Source organism: Ardenticatena maritima (assembly GCF_001306175.1).
GTDB classification, from domain to species: Bacteria; Chloroflexota; Anaerolineae; order Ardenticatenales; family Ardenticatenaceae; genus Ardenticatena; species Ardenticatena maritima.
Map to the genome: position 1 here is coordinate 442,987 of NZ_LGKN01000009.1, position 14,051 is coordinate 457,037.

The 14,051-nt window shown below is 61.7% G+C and carries 13 protein-coding genes; 9 read left to right on the top strand and 4 right to left on the bottom strand.

The window, feature by feature from the left end; translation table 11 throughout:
* Window positions 1-50: 50 nt before the first annotated feature.
* Window positions 51-536 (bottom strand): molybdopterin-dependent oxidoreductase, encoded by a 486-nt coding sequence (locus SE16_RS14855; protein ID WP_054493380.1) that lies wholly within the window; start codon window positions 534-536, stop codon window positions 51-53.
* A gap of 109 nt (window positions 537-645) precedes the next feature.
* Between SE16_RS14855 and SE16_RS14860 the strand changes: the two genes are divergently transcribed.
* The 3 genes from SE16_RS14860 (at window position 646) to SE16_RS16100 (ending at window position 4,743) form a co-directional block, all read left to right on the top strand.
* Window positions 646-1,905, top strand: a complete 1,260-nt coding sequence (locus tag SE16_RS14860; RefSeq protein WP_054493379.1) for a DUF190 domain-containing protein — start codon at window positions 646-648, stop codon at window positions 1,903-1,905.
* 203 nt (window positions 1,906-2,108) lie between these two features.
* The gene (locus tag SE16_RS14865; RefSeq protein ID WP_054493378.1) at window positions 2,109-4,565 is read left to right on the top strand and encodes a polysaccharide deacetylase family protein; all 2,457 of its coding nucleotides are present in this window, start codon (window positions 2,109-2,111) and stop codon (window positions 4,563-4,565) included.
* Between the two features lie 40 nt (window positions 4,566-4,605).
* The gene (locus tag SE16_RS16100) at window positions 4,606-4,743 is read left to right on the top strand and encodes a hypothetical protein (RefSeq protein ID WP_160317004.1); all 138 of its coding nucleotides are present in this window, start codon (window positions 4,606-4,608) and stop codon (window positions 4,741-4,743) included.
* Window positions 4,744-4,905: 162 nt separating this feature from the next.
* Here SE16_RS16100 and SE16_RS14870 read toward each other — a convergent pair whose 3' ends face one another.
* The 3 genes from SE16_RS14870 to SE16_RS14880 form a co-directional block, all read right to left on the bottom strand.
* Window positions 4,906-6,681: a Rossmann-fold NAD(P)-binding domain-containing protein gene (locus SE16_RS14870; RefSeq protein WP_054493377.1), complete on the bottom strand. Its 1,776-nt coding sequence runs from the start codon at window positions 6,679-6,681 to the stop codon at window positions 4,906-4,908.
* 91 nt (window positions 6,682-6,772) lie between these two features.
* A complete protein-coding gene (locus SE16_RS14875) occupies window positions 6,773-9,961 on the bottom strand; it encodes a clostripain-related cysteine peptidase (protein WP_054493376.1) in 3,189 nt (1,062 codons plus the stop codon).
* A gap of 32 nt (window positions 9,962-9,993) precedes the next feature.
* A complete protein-coding gene (locus tag SE16_RS14880; protein ID WP_054493375.1) occupies window positions 9,994-11,118 on the bottom strand; it encodes an aminopeptidase in 1,125 nt (374 codons plus the stop codon).
* Window positions 11,119-11,240: 122 nt separating this feature from the next.
* Here SE16_RS14880 and SE16_RS14885 point away from each other — a divergent pair, with 122 nt between their 5' ends.
* From SE16_RS14885 to SE16_RS14910, 6 genes are all read left to right on the top strand, one after another.
* Window positions 11,241-11,588, top strand: a complete 348-nt coding sequence (locus SE16_RS14885) for a winged helix-turn-helix domain-containing protein (RefSeq protein ID WP_054493374.1) — start codon at window positions 11,241-11,243, stop codon at window positions 11,586-11,588.
* Entirely contained in the window at window positions 11,585-11,947 is a 363-nt protein-coding gene (locus SE16_RS14890; RefSeq protein ID WP_054493373.1) for an ASCH domain-containing protein, read from the top strand. Before SE16_RS14885 ends, SE16_RS14890 begins: the two co-directional genes overlap by 4 nt.
* On the top strand, window positions 11,944-12,786 hold the full coding sequence (locus tag SE16_RS14895) for a metallophosphoesterase family protein (protein WP_054493372.1): 843 nt from the start codon (window positions 11,944-11,946) through the stop codon (window positions 12,784-12,786). Before SE16_RS14890 ends, SE16_RS14895 begins: the two co-directional genes overlap by 4 nt.
* Before the next feature lie 10 nt (window positions 12,787-12,796).
* A complete protein-coding gene (locus tag SE16_RS14900; protein ID WP_054493371.1) occupies window positions 12,797-13,285 on the top strand; it encodes a hypothetical protein in 489 nt (162 codons plus the stop codon).
* A 10-nt stretch (window positions 13,286-13,295) separates the two neighbouring features.
* Window positions 13,296-13,670, top strand: a complete 375-nt coding sequence (gene crcB / locus SE16_RS14905) for a fluoride efflux transporter CrcB (protein WP_054493370.1) — start codon at window positions 13,296-13,298, stop codon at window positions 13,668-13,670.
* Window positions 13,671-13,845: 175 nt separating this feature from the next.
* Window positions 13,846-14,051, top strand: a 206-nt coding sequence (locus SE16_RS14910; protein WP_152968838.1) for a hypothetical protein, incomplete at its 3' end; no start/stop codon positions are given.

Here is a 14,051-nt window from a genome sequence, read left to right on the forward strand (position 1 = left end):
TCTATTTTGCAAATAAAGCAAATTCGCTCAAAAAACGTGCGCCAGTTTGCTTACAGTGAGACGAACCGCACCGTCGCCACCCACTTCACCTGGCGCAAAGCATCATCACGTTCACCGGGCACAATCAAACGCACAAGCCCCGCTCGCCGTGAAAGCGGTTCTCCATTGCAGGCATACGCCAGCACAACGGGACCGATGGGCGCGTTGGGGGCGGCTTCTTCTCGTGTGATGCGTGTGCCGAACCCATCTGCGCTTACAATCTCGGCTTCGCGCCATGTGGGGGCAATGCCAAGTGCGCTACAGAGGTCGGGCAACGTCACCCCCGTAAAATCAAAGGGACCTGACGTCCCATGCCCTGTACTCACAATGAAGCAGTGATGCGCCGTCGTAGCAGGCCACTGCCGAAGCATCTCAGGCGTCACCAAAAACGTCTCTCCATGTGGCGCAACAACCGTGATGGTGGGGTCGTCATGCGGCGGCTCAGGATTTGGTTCGTGTGCGTGTGGGCGTAATGGGTCGTGCTCGTGGTTCTGCATAGGTCATCCGCTGTACAACTCTGTGAACGTTGACAGATTGCTATGACGCTTCAATAATGCCCTCAAACCTCTGGCGCGCCAAACATGAAACAACAATGGAGCGGCATCTATGCGCTTTCAAACGCCCACGCAACGCCTGACCATCTACATTGGTGAAAGCGACCAATGGAAAGGACGCCCACTCTGGCAAGCCATCCTCTACCGTCTGCGTGAAGAAGGGGTTGCCGGCGCCACGGTCCTGCGCGGCATGGCGGGATTTGGTGCACATAGCCGAATCCACACAGCCTCGCTGGTACGCCTCTCCGCCGATTTGCCTGTTGTGATCGAAGTCATTGATGAAGAAGAACGCCTGCAACGCCTGATTCCTCTTCTCTCATCCATGGTGCGAGAGGGGCTGATAACGCTTGAACCTGTGCAGGTGGTCAAATACGCCCATCGGCGTTTCCCCGCGCTGGACAACAACGTGCGTGTGGCTGATATCATGAGCCGCGACGTCCACAGCGTGCGGCTGACCACCCCCTTGCACGAAGTCGCCGATTTGCTTCTGCGCCATTCCTTCCGCGCCGTGCCCGTGCTCGACGAGTCGGACCGTGTTGTGGGCATCATCTCGGATGGCGACCTGCTTCGGCGTGGTGGGTTGGCGATTTCGGCGGGGCAAATTGTGAGCCAGGAAACCTTGCAAGCGGCGCTTGAAGAAGTCGCCGCCTCGCAGCGCACCGCCGCCGACTGCATGACAACCCCCGTTGAAACGATTACCGCCGACGCGCCGGCGATTGAAGCCGCGGCACGCATGGCGCATCGCGGTTTGAAGCGGTTGCCCGTGGTGGACGACCAAGGGCGTTTGGTGGGCATGGTGAGCCGCATTGATGTGCTCCGCGCCATGACGGACGCCCTTCCTGCTGAGGAGCACCCACCTGTGCCTATCCGCGCTACCGATCTCATCAGCGCCGCCATCACGCAGGATGTGCCGCGCCTGCCCCCCGACGCGCCATTGAGTGAGGTGGCACGGGCGGTGGTGACCAGCCCCGTGCGTCAGGTCATCGTTGTGGATGATGAGAACCGCCCCTTGGGGGTGATTACCGACGGCGCGCTCATTCGCTGGGCGGAACAGCGCCAGCATGGGGGGCTGGTGCGCGCTTTGCTGCGCTACTTCGTCCCCCAAGAGTCCTTGTCGCTGGATGATTCCACGCACGCGCAAGACCTGATGCAACCCGTCGCGACGATTTCCGCCAATATGCCTGTGGGGACAGTGCTGCACCGCATGGTCGCCGAGGGAGTGAAGCGGTTGGTGGTTGTGGATGAGGATGGGCGCATGCTGGGCATTGCCGACCGGCAACAGTTGCTGAACGCCTTGCTGGGCGCGGTGTAAATTCGCCTCACCGAATTGCTCCAGCATGCCCTCTTCTCTTGGGTGCCGCCCGCTCCTTGCCGATACTGACAGGAACAGCCTGTCGGAAAAGCGGGGGCACGTGTGGTTTTGGACACGCTATGCCCACAACACAACAACCGCCTGACAGGGAACCCTGCCGCCCACTATGAGCCCACCTGGTCAGAAGAAAAGGAGAATGAGCTATGCAACGCTCAACATTTCCAGCCCCAGCATGCATGCGCTTGCTCCTGACGACGCTTTGCATCACCGCCTGGCTCCTTAGCGCCTGCACAACCAACGAACGCAGCACACGCCCTTCTCCACCGCCCCGCTCCCCAACGCAACCGCCCGTTGCAGCCTCACCGACCACCGCATCTACGAACATCGTTCCCGCCACCGCTCCGCCCACCGCCACGCCTGAACCCGCCACTCAGAACACTCTCGCAGCCGCACCACCCCCGCTCACCTATCCCATCGGCCTGGAAGGGGAAATCGCCAACATCCCCGCCGCCCGCGCCAACACCTACGACTGGTCGCAATACGCCGACTACGCCAACGCCGTGATGGATCTGTACGCCGCCGTGGGCGGTCGCGTGGCACGTATCAACATCGCCCAAACGCGCGCCGCATCCATGCCCGACATCGAACGCTATGGCTACGACGCGCTGGACGCCCTGATCGCCGCCTATCAACGCCACGGCGTGCGCTTGACACTGACCGTTGGCTATCAGCGAGAGATGCAAGGCGGGAAAGGGGTTGATCTTTCGCAGCCCTGGCTGTGGACGAACGACGCCGAGCGCGCCCGCTACGAAGCCTACCTGCGGGATATCCTAGAACGCTACGACGGCGATGGCGTGGACGACGCTCCCGGCCTGCTCTATCCCATCACCATCTGGCAAATCCACAACGAACTGGAAGCCCAGTGGGCCTCCGCCGTGGAGCTGGGCGTGACCACCTGGGCCACCCCGGACGATTACGCCACCCTGCTGCAATTCACCGCCCCCATCATTCGCGAAGAAATCCCCAACGCGGTCATCGTGGCCTCACACTACCCCTGGCCTGGACGCGATTCGGCCGACTTCAACGGCGACGGCCAGCCGGAACGCTACATGGAGCGCGTGGCTGAACTGGGCGGCTACCAGGGGATTGACGCGGTCGAAATCCACGACTTCACCGGCGACTTGAAGCACCTGGTCGAAGGGCTGACCTACGCCCACGAAGCCAGCGGCCTGCCGGTGTGGGCGGGGCAGGTGCTGGCGCTCAACGTGCCTACCAACGCCCAACCCGACGCCAGCCTGGAAACCCAGGCGCAGAAGGTGGTCAAACTGCTGGTTGGTGCGCTGGCAGTGGGCGCCGAGCAGGCGCACTGGTGGGGCTTGCAAAACGCGCGCGAGGAATCGGTTGCAAACGGCGGCGTGGTGCCGGTGTTCGCCTACTCCGGCCTGTACGGCCCCTGCCCCGGCGAGACGATGGGCGTCGGTCAGGTATGCGCCAACCCGCCGCTCTACCCTGCCGGTGTCAACTTCCACCTGCTGGCGGACGCCTTCCTCGGCTACCAGGGGCTGACACTCATCGAACCGCTCACGCTGGGCGTAGTGCCCGGCAAAGCGGATTCCAGCCGCCTGGTGGTGCGTGTGGAACGCGAGGGCGCTGCCCCCTTCGTCATCGCCTGGGATGACGCCGGCAGCGCGCTGAACGTGGATAACCTGTTCCCCGGCGCGGGGAGCGTGCAAGTGACGCACTTCGTCACCCAGGAAGGCGCCGAACCCACAACGGAGACCGGCGTCACGGGGGCAATCCAACTCTCCGCCACGCCGGTGATGATAACCCCAGCCGAGGATAGCGCGTCAATCAACGGCGGTTCCACCTCACCAGCCACGCCCGCCCCCACGCCGACCACGGTTGCAGCCGGTGGGCATGGTCCCAAAGGCGCGTTCATCGCCTTTCATCTGGAAGTCAGCCGCGGGCCGCGCATCAAACAACTCTGGCCGCTGCTGGAACAGTTCATGGCCCTGGCCGACCGGTACAACGTGAAAATCACCCTCCAGTTCGCCTGGCCCTGGGCGGATTATGTCTACAAGAGCGGCCTACTGGAGACCGTCCACGCCTGGGAGGCGAACGGCCACGAGATTGCTCTGCACCACCACGGCCCGACGCACAAATTCTTCGACGGCTACACAAACGCCCCCGACGCGGTGCGCACCGACGGCTGGTACGCCACCAACTACGGCTATCTGGGCAACATGGACGACCTGATGGCATTCATGGCCCCGCTCTCGCAGCGCGGCATTACGTCGGCGGGCATGTCCGATGAGGAGACCGACTGGCCCGCGGGCGTGCTCTACTACGCCACCGATTCCGGCGATTCGCCCTCCAAGGAGGACCTGCTCAGCCGCCCCGTCGAAACCACGCACAACGGGTATCCGGTGGTGGAAATCTACAACGCCGGCTATGAAATTGACCACCTGGGCGCCGCATCCACCAACTTGGCGGACGTGGAACACGCCCTGCAAACCGCCGCCCCGGACGAATACCTGGGGCTGGTGCTCAACGACAACACCCTCGAAGCCCACTTTGATACGATCGAGCCGCTCTTCCAATTGCTGCAACAGTACGGCGTGCAGGTGGAAACGGTCAGCACATTGATGGGCGAAAGGTAGTCTGCAAAACAGGTCTCGGAGGTCTGGGAAAGGAGCAACCATGAAACATCCGCTTGCTGTCATTTGTCTCTTCCTGCTCACCACTCTGGCCTGTGGGGAATCGGCAACCATCCCCCCCGTCCCAGCCACTCCCACGCCGGAAACCACCCCCGCAGCGCGGGAAGTCCCAAATGGTTGACTGAGAACCTGTTTGGGGAATGTGCGTGTATGTGGAAGAATACTCTTGCACAGAGACAGAGAGAGAACCGGGCAGAGAAAAGAGGACACGGGAACATCCACCGTGTCCTCTCTGTCTTCTTCCTCTACACTAAGGTGAGCCTCTCAAACTGCGCCCCCGTCTCTACTCCTTCATCCGTCGCCCGCCCTCTTCGTTCGAGAAAATCCACGCAGCAATCTCGCCAATGTTGATACGGTCCTCGAACGTCCACGTCGCCGGGTCGAACATAGGGCGGTCGTAGCGCGAACTGGAGTCAAAATCGGGGGGCGGTACAGCAGCCGCCTCATCAAGCAAGCGCTGCATCCGTTCAACCCACCGCGCCATGTTCTGCACACGCAAGTCCACCCACTCGCTCTCCGCCCAGCGTTCGATGGTTTCGGGCGTCACTTGCCAGCGGTAACGCTCCCAACGGTGCTCCGGACGGCGACGGTTCGCCGCCAACAGTGTGCGCCCATCGGGCATGAGAATCGGAATGCCAATCGAAAGCAGCGCCTGGCGCAAACGCGCATCCTCACGCACCAGCGCCGCCAGCTCGTCCGAAAGCGCCTGCGGGTCGCTTTGCGCCACCGCCGACACAGTGCCGCGCACCCGCTTGAGCATATAAGCTTCATACAGCAACTTGGAAAGCTTGGGCGGTCCCAAAATCTCAAACGCCACGCTGTCCACACCATGCTCCGCCTCTAAGCGCTGCGCCAGCGCAATGGCACGCTGCCGCAACACCCCCGCACGATACGACGGTCCCAGCACCGCGCCGTCCAGCGCGTTGATCACATCGCGCCCTGTGTTGACGCCCTCCAATTCGCGCACCACGGTCACGGCAATATCCTCCGGCGTTACGGCTTCCATCTGCCCCAACGCCGTCAATGCGGTGTATTCGGCAAGCGAGAAGTAGCCATTTTCCCCCGTGTCAATGAAGACCGATTCAAGCAGACCGCCAACCTCACGCCCGGCGGGAATGTTTTCGAGCACAAATTCCTGCCCTTCTTCAAGCCGAATCCCCTCATCGGGCGGGCAATCATAGAGCGGGAAGGGACGCCCACGCTTCTGAATGGGACCATAGCCGATTTGCTTCCACGTAATCGCCGCCGTCGGCTTCACTTCTTTCACCACAGGCCCCCCAGGCGTGCGCGCCATCAGGAAGAGCAACAAGGTGTGCGCCCCCGCCATCGCCGTCTTGCTGAGCAGGACGCGTGAGGGCTTTTCTTCACCGTGGGTGTAGGGAATGTTCAACCCCATACCGCCGGTGCCGCTTGTCCCCACTTTGATATACGCGCGTGTGCCAGCGCGGCGCATCGCTTCGTGCAAAATTTGCACATGGCGCACCAATTGCGGCACATAAATGCTCGCCAGCAAGCGTTCCACCGCGTCCACGTATTCGCCATTTTGCTCGGCGGGCTTCTCCTTGCCCATCGCCCACAACTGCGTGGCGCGGTCGTAAATGTCCAGCACCTCGGCGGCACTGGTGTAAATGTCCTGATACGCCAGCGCCGTCGCGGTATTGATACAGTCTATAATGGCGTCGGGCACAATACCGGGCGCGTACTCACTCGTCCCCATCACCAACTGCGCCAGGAACGATTCTTGCACAATCGTCTCATTCAATTCGCCTAGCACATCTTCAAACACCCAATGGCGATACTTGGGAGATTTCAGCACCTCGCGGCGGGGCATATCTTTCATCGCCGCGCGCACAAACACGTTCCCCCACGCGGGAATCAATTCGACATCGCTTTCGGGGAATTCATCGCGGAGACGCTGGACGGCTTTGCGGGCTTCATCTTCCAGCAGGGAACTGACAATCAGACGTTGCGGACGGCGGGGAATCAATTCGCGGCACACGGCCATCCCAACGAGGCCGTAGCCACCCAACACCAAAATTGTGCGACCTTGAATCTCCATTGGTTCTTGCCTCCTCTTCGAGGTATGAATTTGTCAGGCTGGTGTCGCCAGTCTAGCACATCTCGCACAATGAGGGGAAGCGCCCCCCATTTCAGAGCCGAAACGCGGCATCGCCGTAAAAGAGATAACTGCCCCACGTGACATCCGTCCAGCGGCGTTGCTCGAACACGGCACGCCGCGCCTTGTGCAAGGCTTGCCCCAGCGCGTCGCCTTGCAACACATGCGTGTAGAACGCCCGCGCCATTTCCTCGGCGTCTGTATCACTCACGCGCCAGGCGGTGGCAACCACATTGCGGCTCCCCGTGGCGATGAACGCCGCCGCCAGCCCCGCCGCCATACGGTGCGCTTCTCGCCAAGTCAACGTTTCCGCCTGCCCACTTTCGCACGCATTCAAAAAGACCACCGCCGGGCGCGTCGGCAATTGCAGAATGTTTTGCGCGGTGATACGCTCCTGCCCCTCGGCGTCCAGGAAGAGCGCGCTCAATTCCGGGCGTTCTGCGTTGAAAGCCGCATGCCCCGCAAAATGCAACACATGATATCCGCCCATCTCGCCCAGCAAGTCAATCGCCTGCGTGCCTTCCCACAAGCGCACATCCAGCCGCGGGTGCGCCGACAATAACTCGTAGAGACGCTGCCCCTCGGCTTGCGCCGCGGGCAAATCCCCCGTGGGGTTGGCAACAATCAGCACGCGCACTTTGCCCGCAGAAGGCGGCGGCAAAATCGCCCCAGCGACGCGCTCCGTCACCAACCGCCGCGTCACCACCGAGTGCAGCAGCAAAGGCGTTTCGCCGCGCGGGAACAATTCCCATGGAATTTGCGCGGTAAACGCATCCAGGCGCAGCGTCAGCACGGTATCATCGGGCAACGCATCCAGCGCCCCGCGCAGTTCAGAAGGAATCAATTGGTCGCGGATGGTGCGCAGGCGCTTCAAGGTGGTCTCATGCACATCGCCGGGGCTGTGCGGCAAAATGCGCACGGCGTTTTCAATAGTCTGCAAGAAACGTTCCACCTGCGAGGGGTCGAACGGCAGGGTGTAGCGCGGTTCACTGGCCAGCGGCTCAGGACCGGTATACGAAAACTCCAACGACGTGCCATCGGGGTGCCGCAAAATGCTCAAATAGGCCTGTTTCCACGCTGGGCGGCTCGTTGTCGTCGGTTGAGGCGCGCCCTCAGAGCCATACAAGCGCGTAATCCAGCGCTTTCGCGCTGCACTTTGGGCGTCTTTCGCCGAAAGCGTCTCACGCGTCTCAACCACCATCGGCACAGGCGTATCGCCCCAACCGTAGGTCAGCGCCTGCTGCAAGGTCTGGTACTTCTCCGCGTCATACTCAACTATGTAGAGCGTTTTGATCGAGGCGGACGCCCCAAACGTTGCCAGTGTGTCCAGCACACCGCGCACGAACTCCCGCGCGGCAATGCCCACAGGCAAACCGCCGCCCCCCGCACCATGCACAATGCTGGCAACCTCTTCGACACCCAGCAAAATCGCCGTCTGCGCAACGACACGCCCCACCGCCTGCACAATTTGCAAACGCTCCTGCTCCGAGACGGCAAACTCTTCAAGCGTCCCCAGCCCGGCCACCAACACCACATCGGCGGGCAAACGCCCCAGCGTGGGCACGGGGAAAACAGTCGCCCGCGCGCCCGTCAGGCTGCCTTGCTGAACCAGCGCGGAAATGACGCCGCCCAACCTATCATCCACATAGCCGGCTGCGCCCCCCACAGCCGCGCCCTGCACATGGTTGACGACCAGCGCCGTCGCGGGGGCGTCCGTAATCGAGCCGTGCGCCACCACCAGTTTGAGCGGTTGCGCGGGCGTGGCTGGTTCAACAGGCGGTTGCTCCGTATCCGCCGAGGGCGTCGCATCTGTTGCGTGCCCGGTCTCTGTCGGTTCGGTGGGGGTGAACGTCAAGCCGCGGTCAGCCCGCCATGTCGGCGGCTGCACACCCAAATCGAAAGCGCGCCGCACAGCGGCAAAATGTTCCAAGAACTCGTCCCACAACGCTTCGCGGCTGAAATCAAGCGCGCCGTACAAGTCGCGCAAGGCGACATCATCCACTCCCCGCTCAGGGAAATAGACCGAGACGCCGCTCACCGCCAGCGGTTCGGGGGCGTTCCCCCCGCGGCGCACAAGCGCCTGGTTGGCTAACACGAGGTTGCCCTGTGGGTGCAACAGGTTGCGTATCTGCGCCAGCACCGAGCGCGCGCCAGGCGGCAGATGAGGTTGTTGCGCGAGCGCCGCGGCAAACGTCCCCACGTCCACGTAATCGGGGCGGTTGTAGAAGCGGTGCGCCTGCTGGCGCGCGTTGAGCACAGCCCGGAAGACGGGCGCTTCATGCAACGAGGCAAGCAACGCTTGCGCCAGCGCGTTCCAGGCGTTCACCAGGGCGGGCAAGCGCGCCGTCGCCACCGCCGATTGGGTGATTTCATGCTGAAAACGGCTATACACGCCCAGGTTGTAGGTCTCCACGTAGTCGCGCACGAGCGCACGCGCCACCTGTTCGGGCGTTGCGCCCGGCAGCGCCTGCACCAGCCGGTTGTAAGGCCAACCGTAGGCGGGTTCCAGCGCCTGCGAGGCGACAACCAGGCGCGCCTGCTCGCGCACCTGGTACTGCACTTCGAGCATCGCCATCAAACAGGCGTCGAAGCCCAGCAAGTCAATGGCGGGGAGACCGGCGTCCGCCAGCGCCTGTTGGAGCGCCTGTTGCAGTTCGCGGTTGTCGAGGAAATCGAGCGATGAGTCATCGTAGAGCACGCCGCGCTGCGAAGGGGTGGCGGCGGCGGTGCTGAGGTGTTCCAGCGTCGAGGTGAAGAGCGCCCGCCGAAACGCAGGCACGTTGAAGACGGCACGCATCGCAGGTTCTTCCCGCGCCGCTTCATCCAGCCGCGCACGAAAGCGGGCGTACACATCGGTATCGTCCCACCCATTGCCATGGTTCCACAGCACAAGCGCATAGTGCCGCGCGGGATACGTCTGCACCGCCCAGACGATGAAATCGCGCAAGGTGGCGGGGTCGCCCGTGTTGGTTTCATCCAACGTCTGCACACGGTCGCTCGCCAGGTCGGCGGCGGGCGAAAGATGGTAGCGGTGCGTCCCCTGCTCGCGCGTATCGAATTGCACGACCACGTGCACACGGTCGCGGGCGTCGGGGGAAAGGCGGCGCAAGCCGTCTTTCAGTTCCTGCACATCCAAATAGCCAAACGCATCCAGCGGGTCGGCGAGCAAAATGCCATTGTCGCCCGCCATATACAGCATCAACGTCCAATCAGCCTGGCTCATAGGCACCCCTTCGGCGGCTGTTCTTTGACGGTTCAGACAATGCCATCCTCAAACATCACGAAACGCCCGTTCTTCTGGAAGAGTTCGCCGTCCACGTACACTTCACTGTCGCGGCGCAGTTCACAAACCAAATCCCAGTGAATGGCGGACTGGTTCTTGCCCCCCGTTTCGGGATAACTGCGCCCCAGCGCCATGTGAATGGTGCCGCCAATTTTTTCATCAAAGAGCGTATTGCGCATGACGTGCTGAATGTTGTAGTTCGTGCCAAAGGCAAATTCACCCAGATACCGCGCACCTTCATCTGTGTTCAGCATTTCCAGCAAAAACGCTTCGTTGTGCGTCGCCGACGCCTCAACCACGCGCCCCTGTTCAAAGCGCAAACGAGCGCCGCGCACTTCACGCCCGGCATAGACGGCGGGCAATTCAAACGTCACCACGCCTTCGACGCGCTCTTCAACCGGTCCTGTGAAAATTTCGCCGCCTGGGAAGTTCTTTTTGCCGTCATCGTTGAGCCAGATACGCCCTTCCACACCCACGCGCAAATCGGTGCCCGGCCCCTTCACGTGAATTTCCCGCGCCTGGCTGAGCACTTCGATGAGTTGCTGTTGGCGCGCCGCCATTTGTTGCCAGCGTGCCACGGGGTCGGGTTCGTTGAGGAAACAGGCGTCGAAGACGAAATCAAACAGGTCAAGCAAACCCATTTCGGCGTCCTGGGCGTAGGCGGGGGTGGGGAAAAGCGTCAACGTCCAAAGCAGGTCGTCGGTGGCGGCGCGGCGCATATACGTTTCCATCCAGGGCTGGCGGGCGCGTTGCAAGCGCACCATCTTCTTCGGGTCCACCTTCGTCAACGCGCGCGTATTTTGCCCGCTCATAATCGAATAGAGAATGTCGGCGCGCTCGATTTCGGCCATTTCAATGTCGGAGAGGGCGTCCAGCACGTTGTCGGCGGCATGGCGAAAGAAGATTTCTTCCAACACCGGCGGCGCCAGGCGCAGGTGCGGCAACCCGCCACGTTCCAAAATGGCGCGGCACAACTCGACAACCAGCGGTTCCGCCAACGTCGTCCCTCGAATGAGCACATGCGCGCCTTCACGCACCGGCGCTGTGTAGGTCGTCATCACCTCAGCCCATTTACGAATACGGCTGTCGTTGTACATGCTCCTGCTCCTTTGCTGAAAAGTGGTTATGTGGTTTGGCGCTTCACGCGGTTTGTGAAGCATACCACGTACTTCTATAATGTCGAACGCAAAAACGCAAATAGGAACGGGGCAAACTATCCATGCGCGTGCGGTTCAACGTTTGGATTGAAGACGAAAAAGGCGACGCCATCCTGACATTGTGGCGTATCCGCCTGCTGGAAGCCGTCCGTGAAACGGGGTCAATCAATGCGGCGGCGCAAAAAATGGGCGTGCAATTTCGCACCGCGTGGAACAAAATTCACGAGATGGAAGAAGGGCTAGGCACCAAACTAGTGGAAAGCCAGACCGGCGGCGCGGGCGGCGGTGGAACGACGCTGACGCCCGAAGCCGAAACGCTGGTGGAGCGCTTCCACCGCCTCACAGAAGGGCTACCGGAATTGCTGGAAGAACGGTTCAAGACGCTGTTTGAACACGAAAACGCACGATGAGCCGCACAAAAGTCCTTTGGGTTCGCGAGCCAGCCTTGCAAGCCATTCTGAGCGGGCGCAAACGGGTCGAAGTCCGCGTGGGGTATCCGAATATCCGCCGCTTGCAACGAGGGGACGTGTTGTTGCTGAATGAGCGCTATCCGTACCGCATTCGCGATATCCGCGTCTATCCTTCACACGAGGCGCTTTTGGCGCATGAAGACCCCCACACGATTGCGCCCCATCTGCGCCCCGAAGAGGTGTTGCCCGCCTTGCGCGCGCTCTATCCGCCCGAAAAAGAAGCCCTGGGCGTCTACGCCCTTGAAATTGAGCCCATCGAACCGTCAACCAATTCGCAAACCGACGAAGCGACACAATGAAACTTGCCATCCTTTCGGATATTCACGGAAACCAACCCGCGCTCGAAGCGGTGCTTGAAGATTTGCAGCGGGAAGATCCCGACTACGTTGTGGTCGCTGGCGACCTGGTCAATCGTGGTCCCCACAACGCCGAGGTGGTGGACATGGTGCGCGCCCACCCGGAGTGGCGCGTCATCCAAGGCAATCACGATGAGTTGGTCGCCGACTGGGTCCTGGGGCGCGCCAGCGAAAACCTGTACAACGACCCCGCCTACACACCGCTGAACTGGGTTGCCGAGCAACTGGGCAATGAGCGCGTGGCGTATCTCGACCAGTTGCCTTTTGAGCATGTTGTCGAACTTCCCAACACCGCGCCGGTGCTGGTGGTACACGGAAGCCCGCGCCACAACCGCGAAGGGTTGCGCCCCTCGCTCGATGATGAGACGCTGGCGACCATTCTTGAAGGCGTCGATGCGCCCGTGGTGGTGGGGGCGCACACCCACGTCCCCATGGCGCGCCGTGTCGGGCGCTGGCTGGTGCTCAACAGCGGCGCGGTGGGTACGCCCTTCAACGCCGACCCCCGCGCGCAGTACCTCTTGCTGGAATGGCGCAATGGGACCTGGGCACCCCGCTTCCGCCAGATTGAATACGACCGCCAACCCGTGCTGGAAGCCTTTGAGCGCACAGGCTATCTTGACAAGGGGTTTATTGTCCATATCTTCCGGTACGAATTCCTGACAGCCCGCAGCCATCTTTACTATTACGATTTTTGGTGCCGCGAGCGTGGGCTTCCCATGAACATGGAAAGTTGGCAGCAGTATGTCGCCGAATGGGAAGCGCGCCAGATTGCGGCTTCATGAGGAGCAGAGGATGACGACGAAACGCGAGACCGTTTTGAACGCACTCCGCGACGCTCGCCGCGACCTCATCGCGGCTATGCAAGGTGTCGATATGCAAGCCGTGCTCGATGAAAACGGCGGTCGTTTGCACGATTGGCTTGCCTACATTGCGGCATGGGACCGCGAAGTCCTGGCGGCGGTGCAAGCGCTCATCGAAAACGACCAGGGCTATCGCACGGCTGATTTTGATACGTGGGAAACGTGGAGCAGCCGCGAAGTGGCCCGCCGCGCCACCTGGCCTGAAGAACAAGTGCGCATGGACTTCGGCATGGTGCGCCTCGAACTCATTTCCCTGCTCTCGCAAATGGAACCCAATTTCTTCGAGCAGGAACTTGAAACGCCCTGGGACCGCACCCGTACCACAATCGCCCACCTGCTTGAAGCGGTGAGCATCGCCCACGATCGCGAGTTGACAGCGCTCCTGCACGAATACAAGCGCACCACCAACAACGAAGCGTGAGGCGTCTGCCATGCAATATCTGCTGATTGGCATCGGGGGATTTCTGGGGGCAAACACGCGCTACCTGCTGGGGCGCTGGCTCGACGCACGCTACGGCGGGGCGTTCCCGTTGGGCACTTTCATCATCAACATTTCGGGCAGTTTCTTGCTGGCGCTTTTCATGACACTCACCACCGAGCGCATCCCACTCGACCCACGCTGGCGCTTTTTGCTCGCCGTGGGGTTCTTCGGCTCTTATACCACGTTTTCAACATTCAGTGTGGAAACGTTTCGCCTGCTGGAAAGCGGCGCGTGGCTGCTGGCAATGGGGAACGCGCTGGGCAGTGTCGGGTTTGGCTTGCTGGGAGCGTGGGTAGGCGTGCTCACCGCCCGCACGCTCTGGTGAGCCCGCTCCGGGCAGACCGCGCCAGGTTTTGGCAAAAAACCTGGCGCTTTTTGTATGGTAGCCCCCCTCACAATTGCAAAACCGCATCTTGACACACCCGCCCACCTGTGATACACTCCCCGCAACCTTTGTTAGAACATCTGTTCTATCTCTCAGCGCCAGGGGGGAACGTGCCATGACCACCTTCTCGACCAATCTCAGCCAAATCACCAGCGCCGCCCTCGCCGGCCGCCAGGCCGACCTGCGCGCCGCTATCCGCCAGACCCTCGCGCAGGTCAACGCCCTGGTCCGCGACATCCAAACGCCCGCCTGCTCGCCCGACGACCTCCTCGCCTTCCAGCGCCGCGCCCGCCGCGCCCGCCACCGCATCCAGACGCTCGC

Excerpts from the sequence above, each read along its gene's own strand:
- SE16_RS14855 (WP_054493380.1), bottom strand. The coding sequence starts at position 536 with ATGCAGAACCACGAGCACGACCCATTACGCCCACACGCACACGAACCA.
- SE16_RS14860 (WP_054493379.1), top strand. The coding sequence starts at position 646 with ATGCGCTTTCAAACGCCCACGCAACGCCTGACCATCTACATTGGTGAA.
- SE16_RS14865 (WP_054493378.1), top strand. The coding sequence starts at position 2,109 with ATGCAACGCTCAACATTTCCAGCCCCAGCATGCATGCGCTTGCTCCTG.
- SE16_RS16100 (WP_160317004.1), top strand. The coding sequence starts at position 4,606 with ATGAAACATCCGCTTGCTGTCATTTGTCTCTTCCTGCTCACCACTCTG.
- SE16_RS14870 (WP_054493377.1), bottom strand. The coding sequence starts at position 6,681 with ATGGAGATTCAAGGTCGCACAATTTTGGTGTTGGGTGGCTACGGCCTC.
- SE16_RS14875 (WP_054493376.1), bottom strand. The coding sequence starts at position 9,961 with ATGAGCCAGGCTGATTGGACGTTGATGCTGTATATGGCGGGCGACAAT.
- SE16_RS14880 (WP_054493375.1), bottom strand. The coding sequence starts at position 11,118 with ATGTACAACGACAGCCGTATTCGTAAATGGGCTGAGGTGATGACGACC.
- SE16_RS14885 (WP_054493374.1), top strand. The coding sequence starts at position 11,241 with ATGCGCGTGCGGTTCAACGTTTGGATTGAAGACGAAAAAGGCGACGCC.
- SE16_RS14890 (WP_054493373.1), top strand. The coding sequence starts at position 11,585 with ATGAGCCGCACAAAAGTCCTTTGGGTTCGCGAGCCAGCCTTGCAAGCC.
- SE16_RS14895 (WP_054493372.1), top strand. The coding sequence starts at position 11,944 with ATGAAACTTGCCATCCTTTCGGATATTCACGGAAACCAACCCGCGCTC.
- SE16_RS14900 (WP_054493371.1), top strand. The coding sequence starts at position 12,797 with ATGACGACGAAACGCGAGACCGTTTTGAACGCACTCCGCGACGCTCGC.
- crcB (WP_054493370.1), top strand. The coding sequence starts at position 13,296 with ATGCAATATCTGCTGATTGGCATCGGGGGATTTCTGGGGGCAAACACG.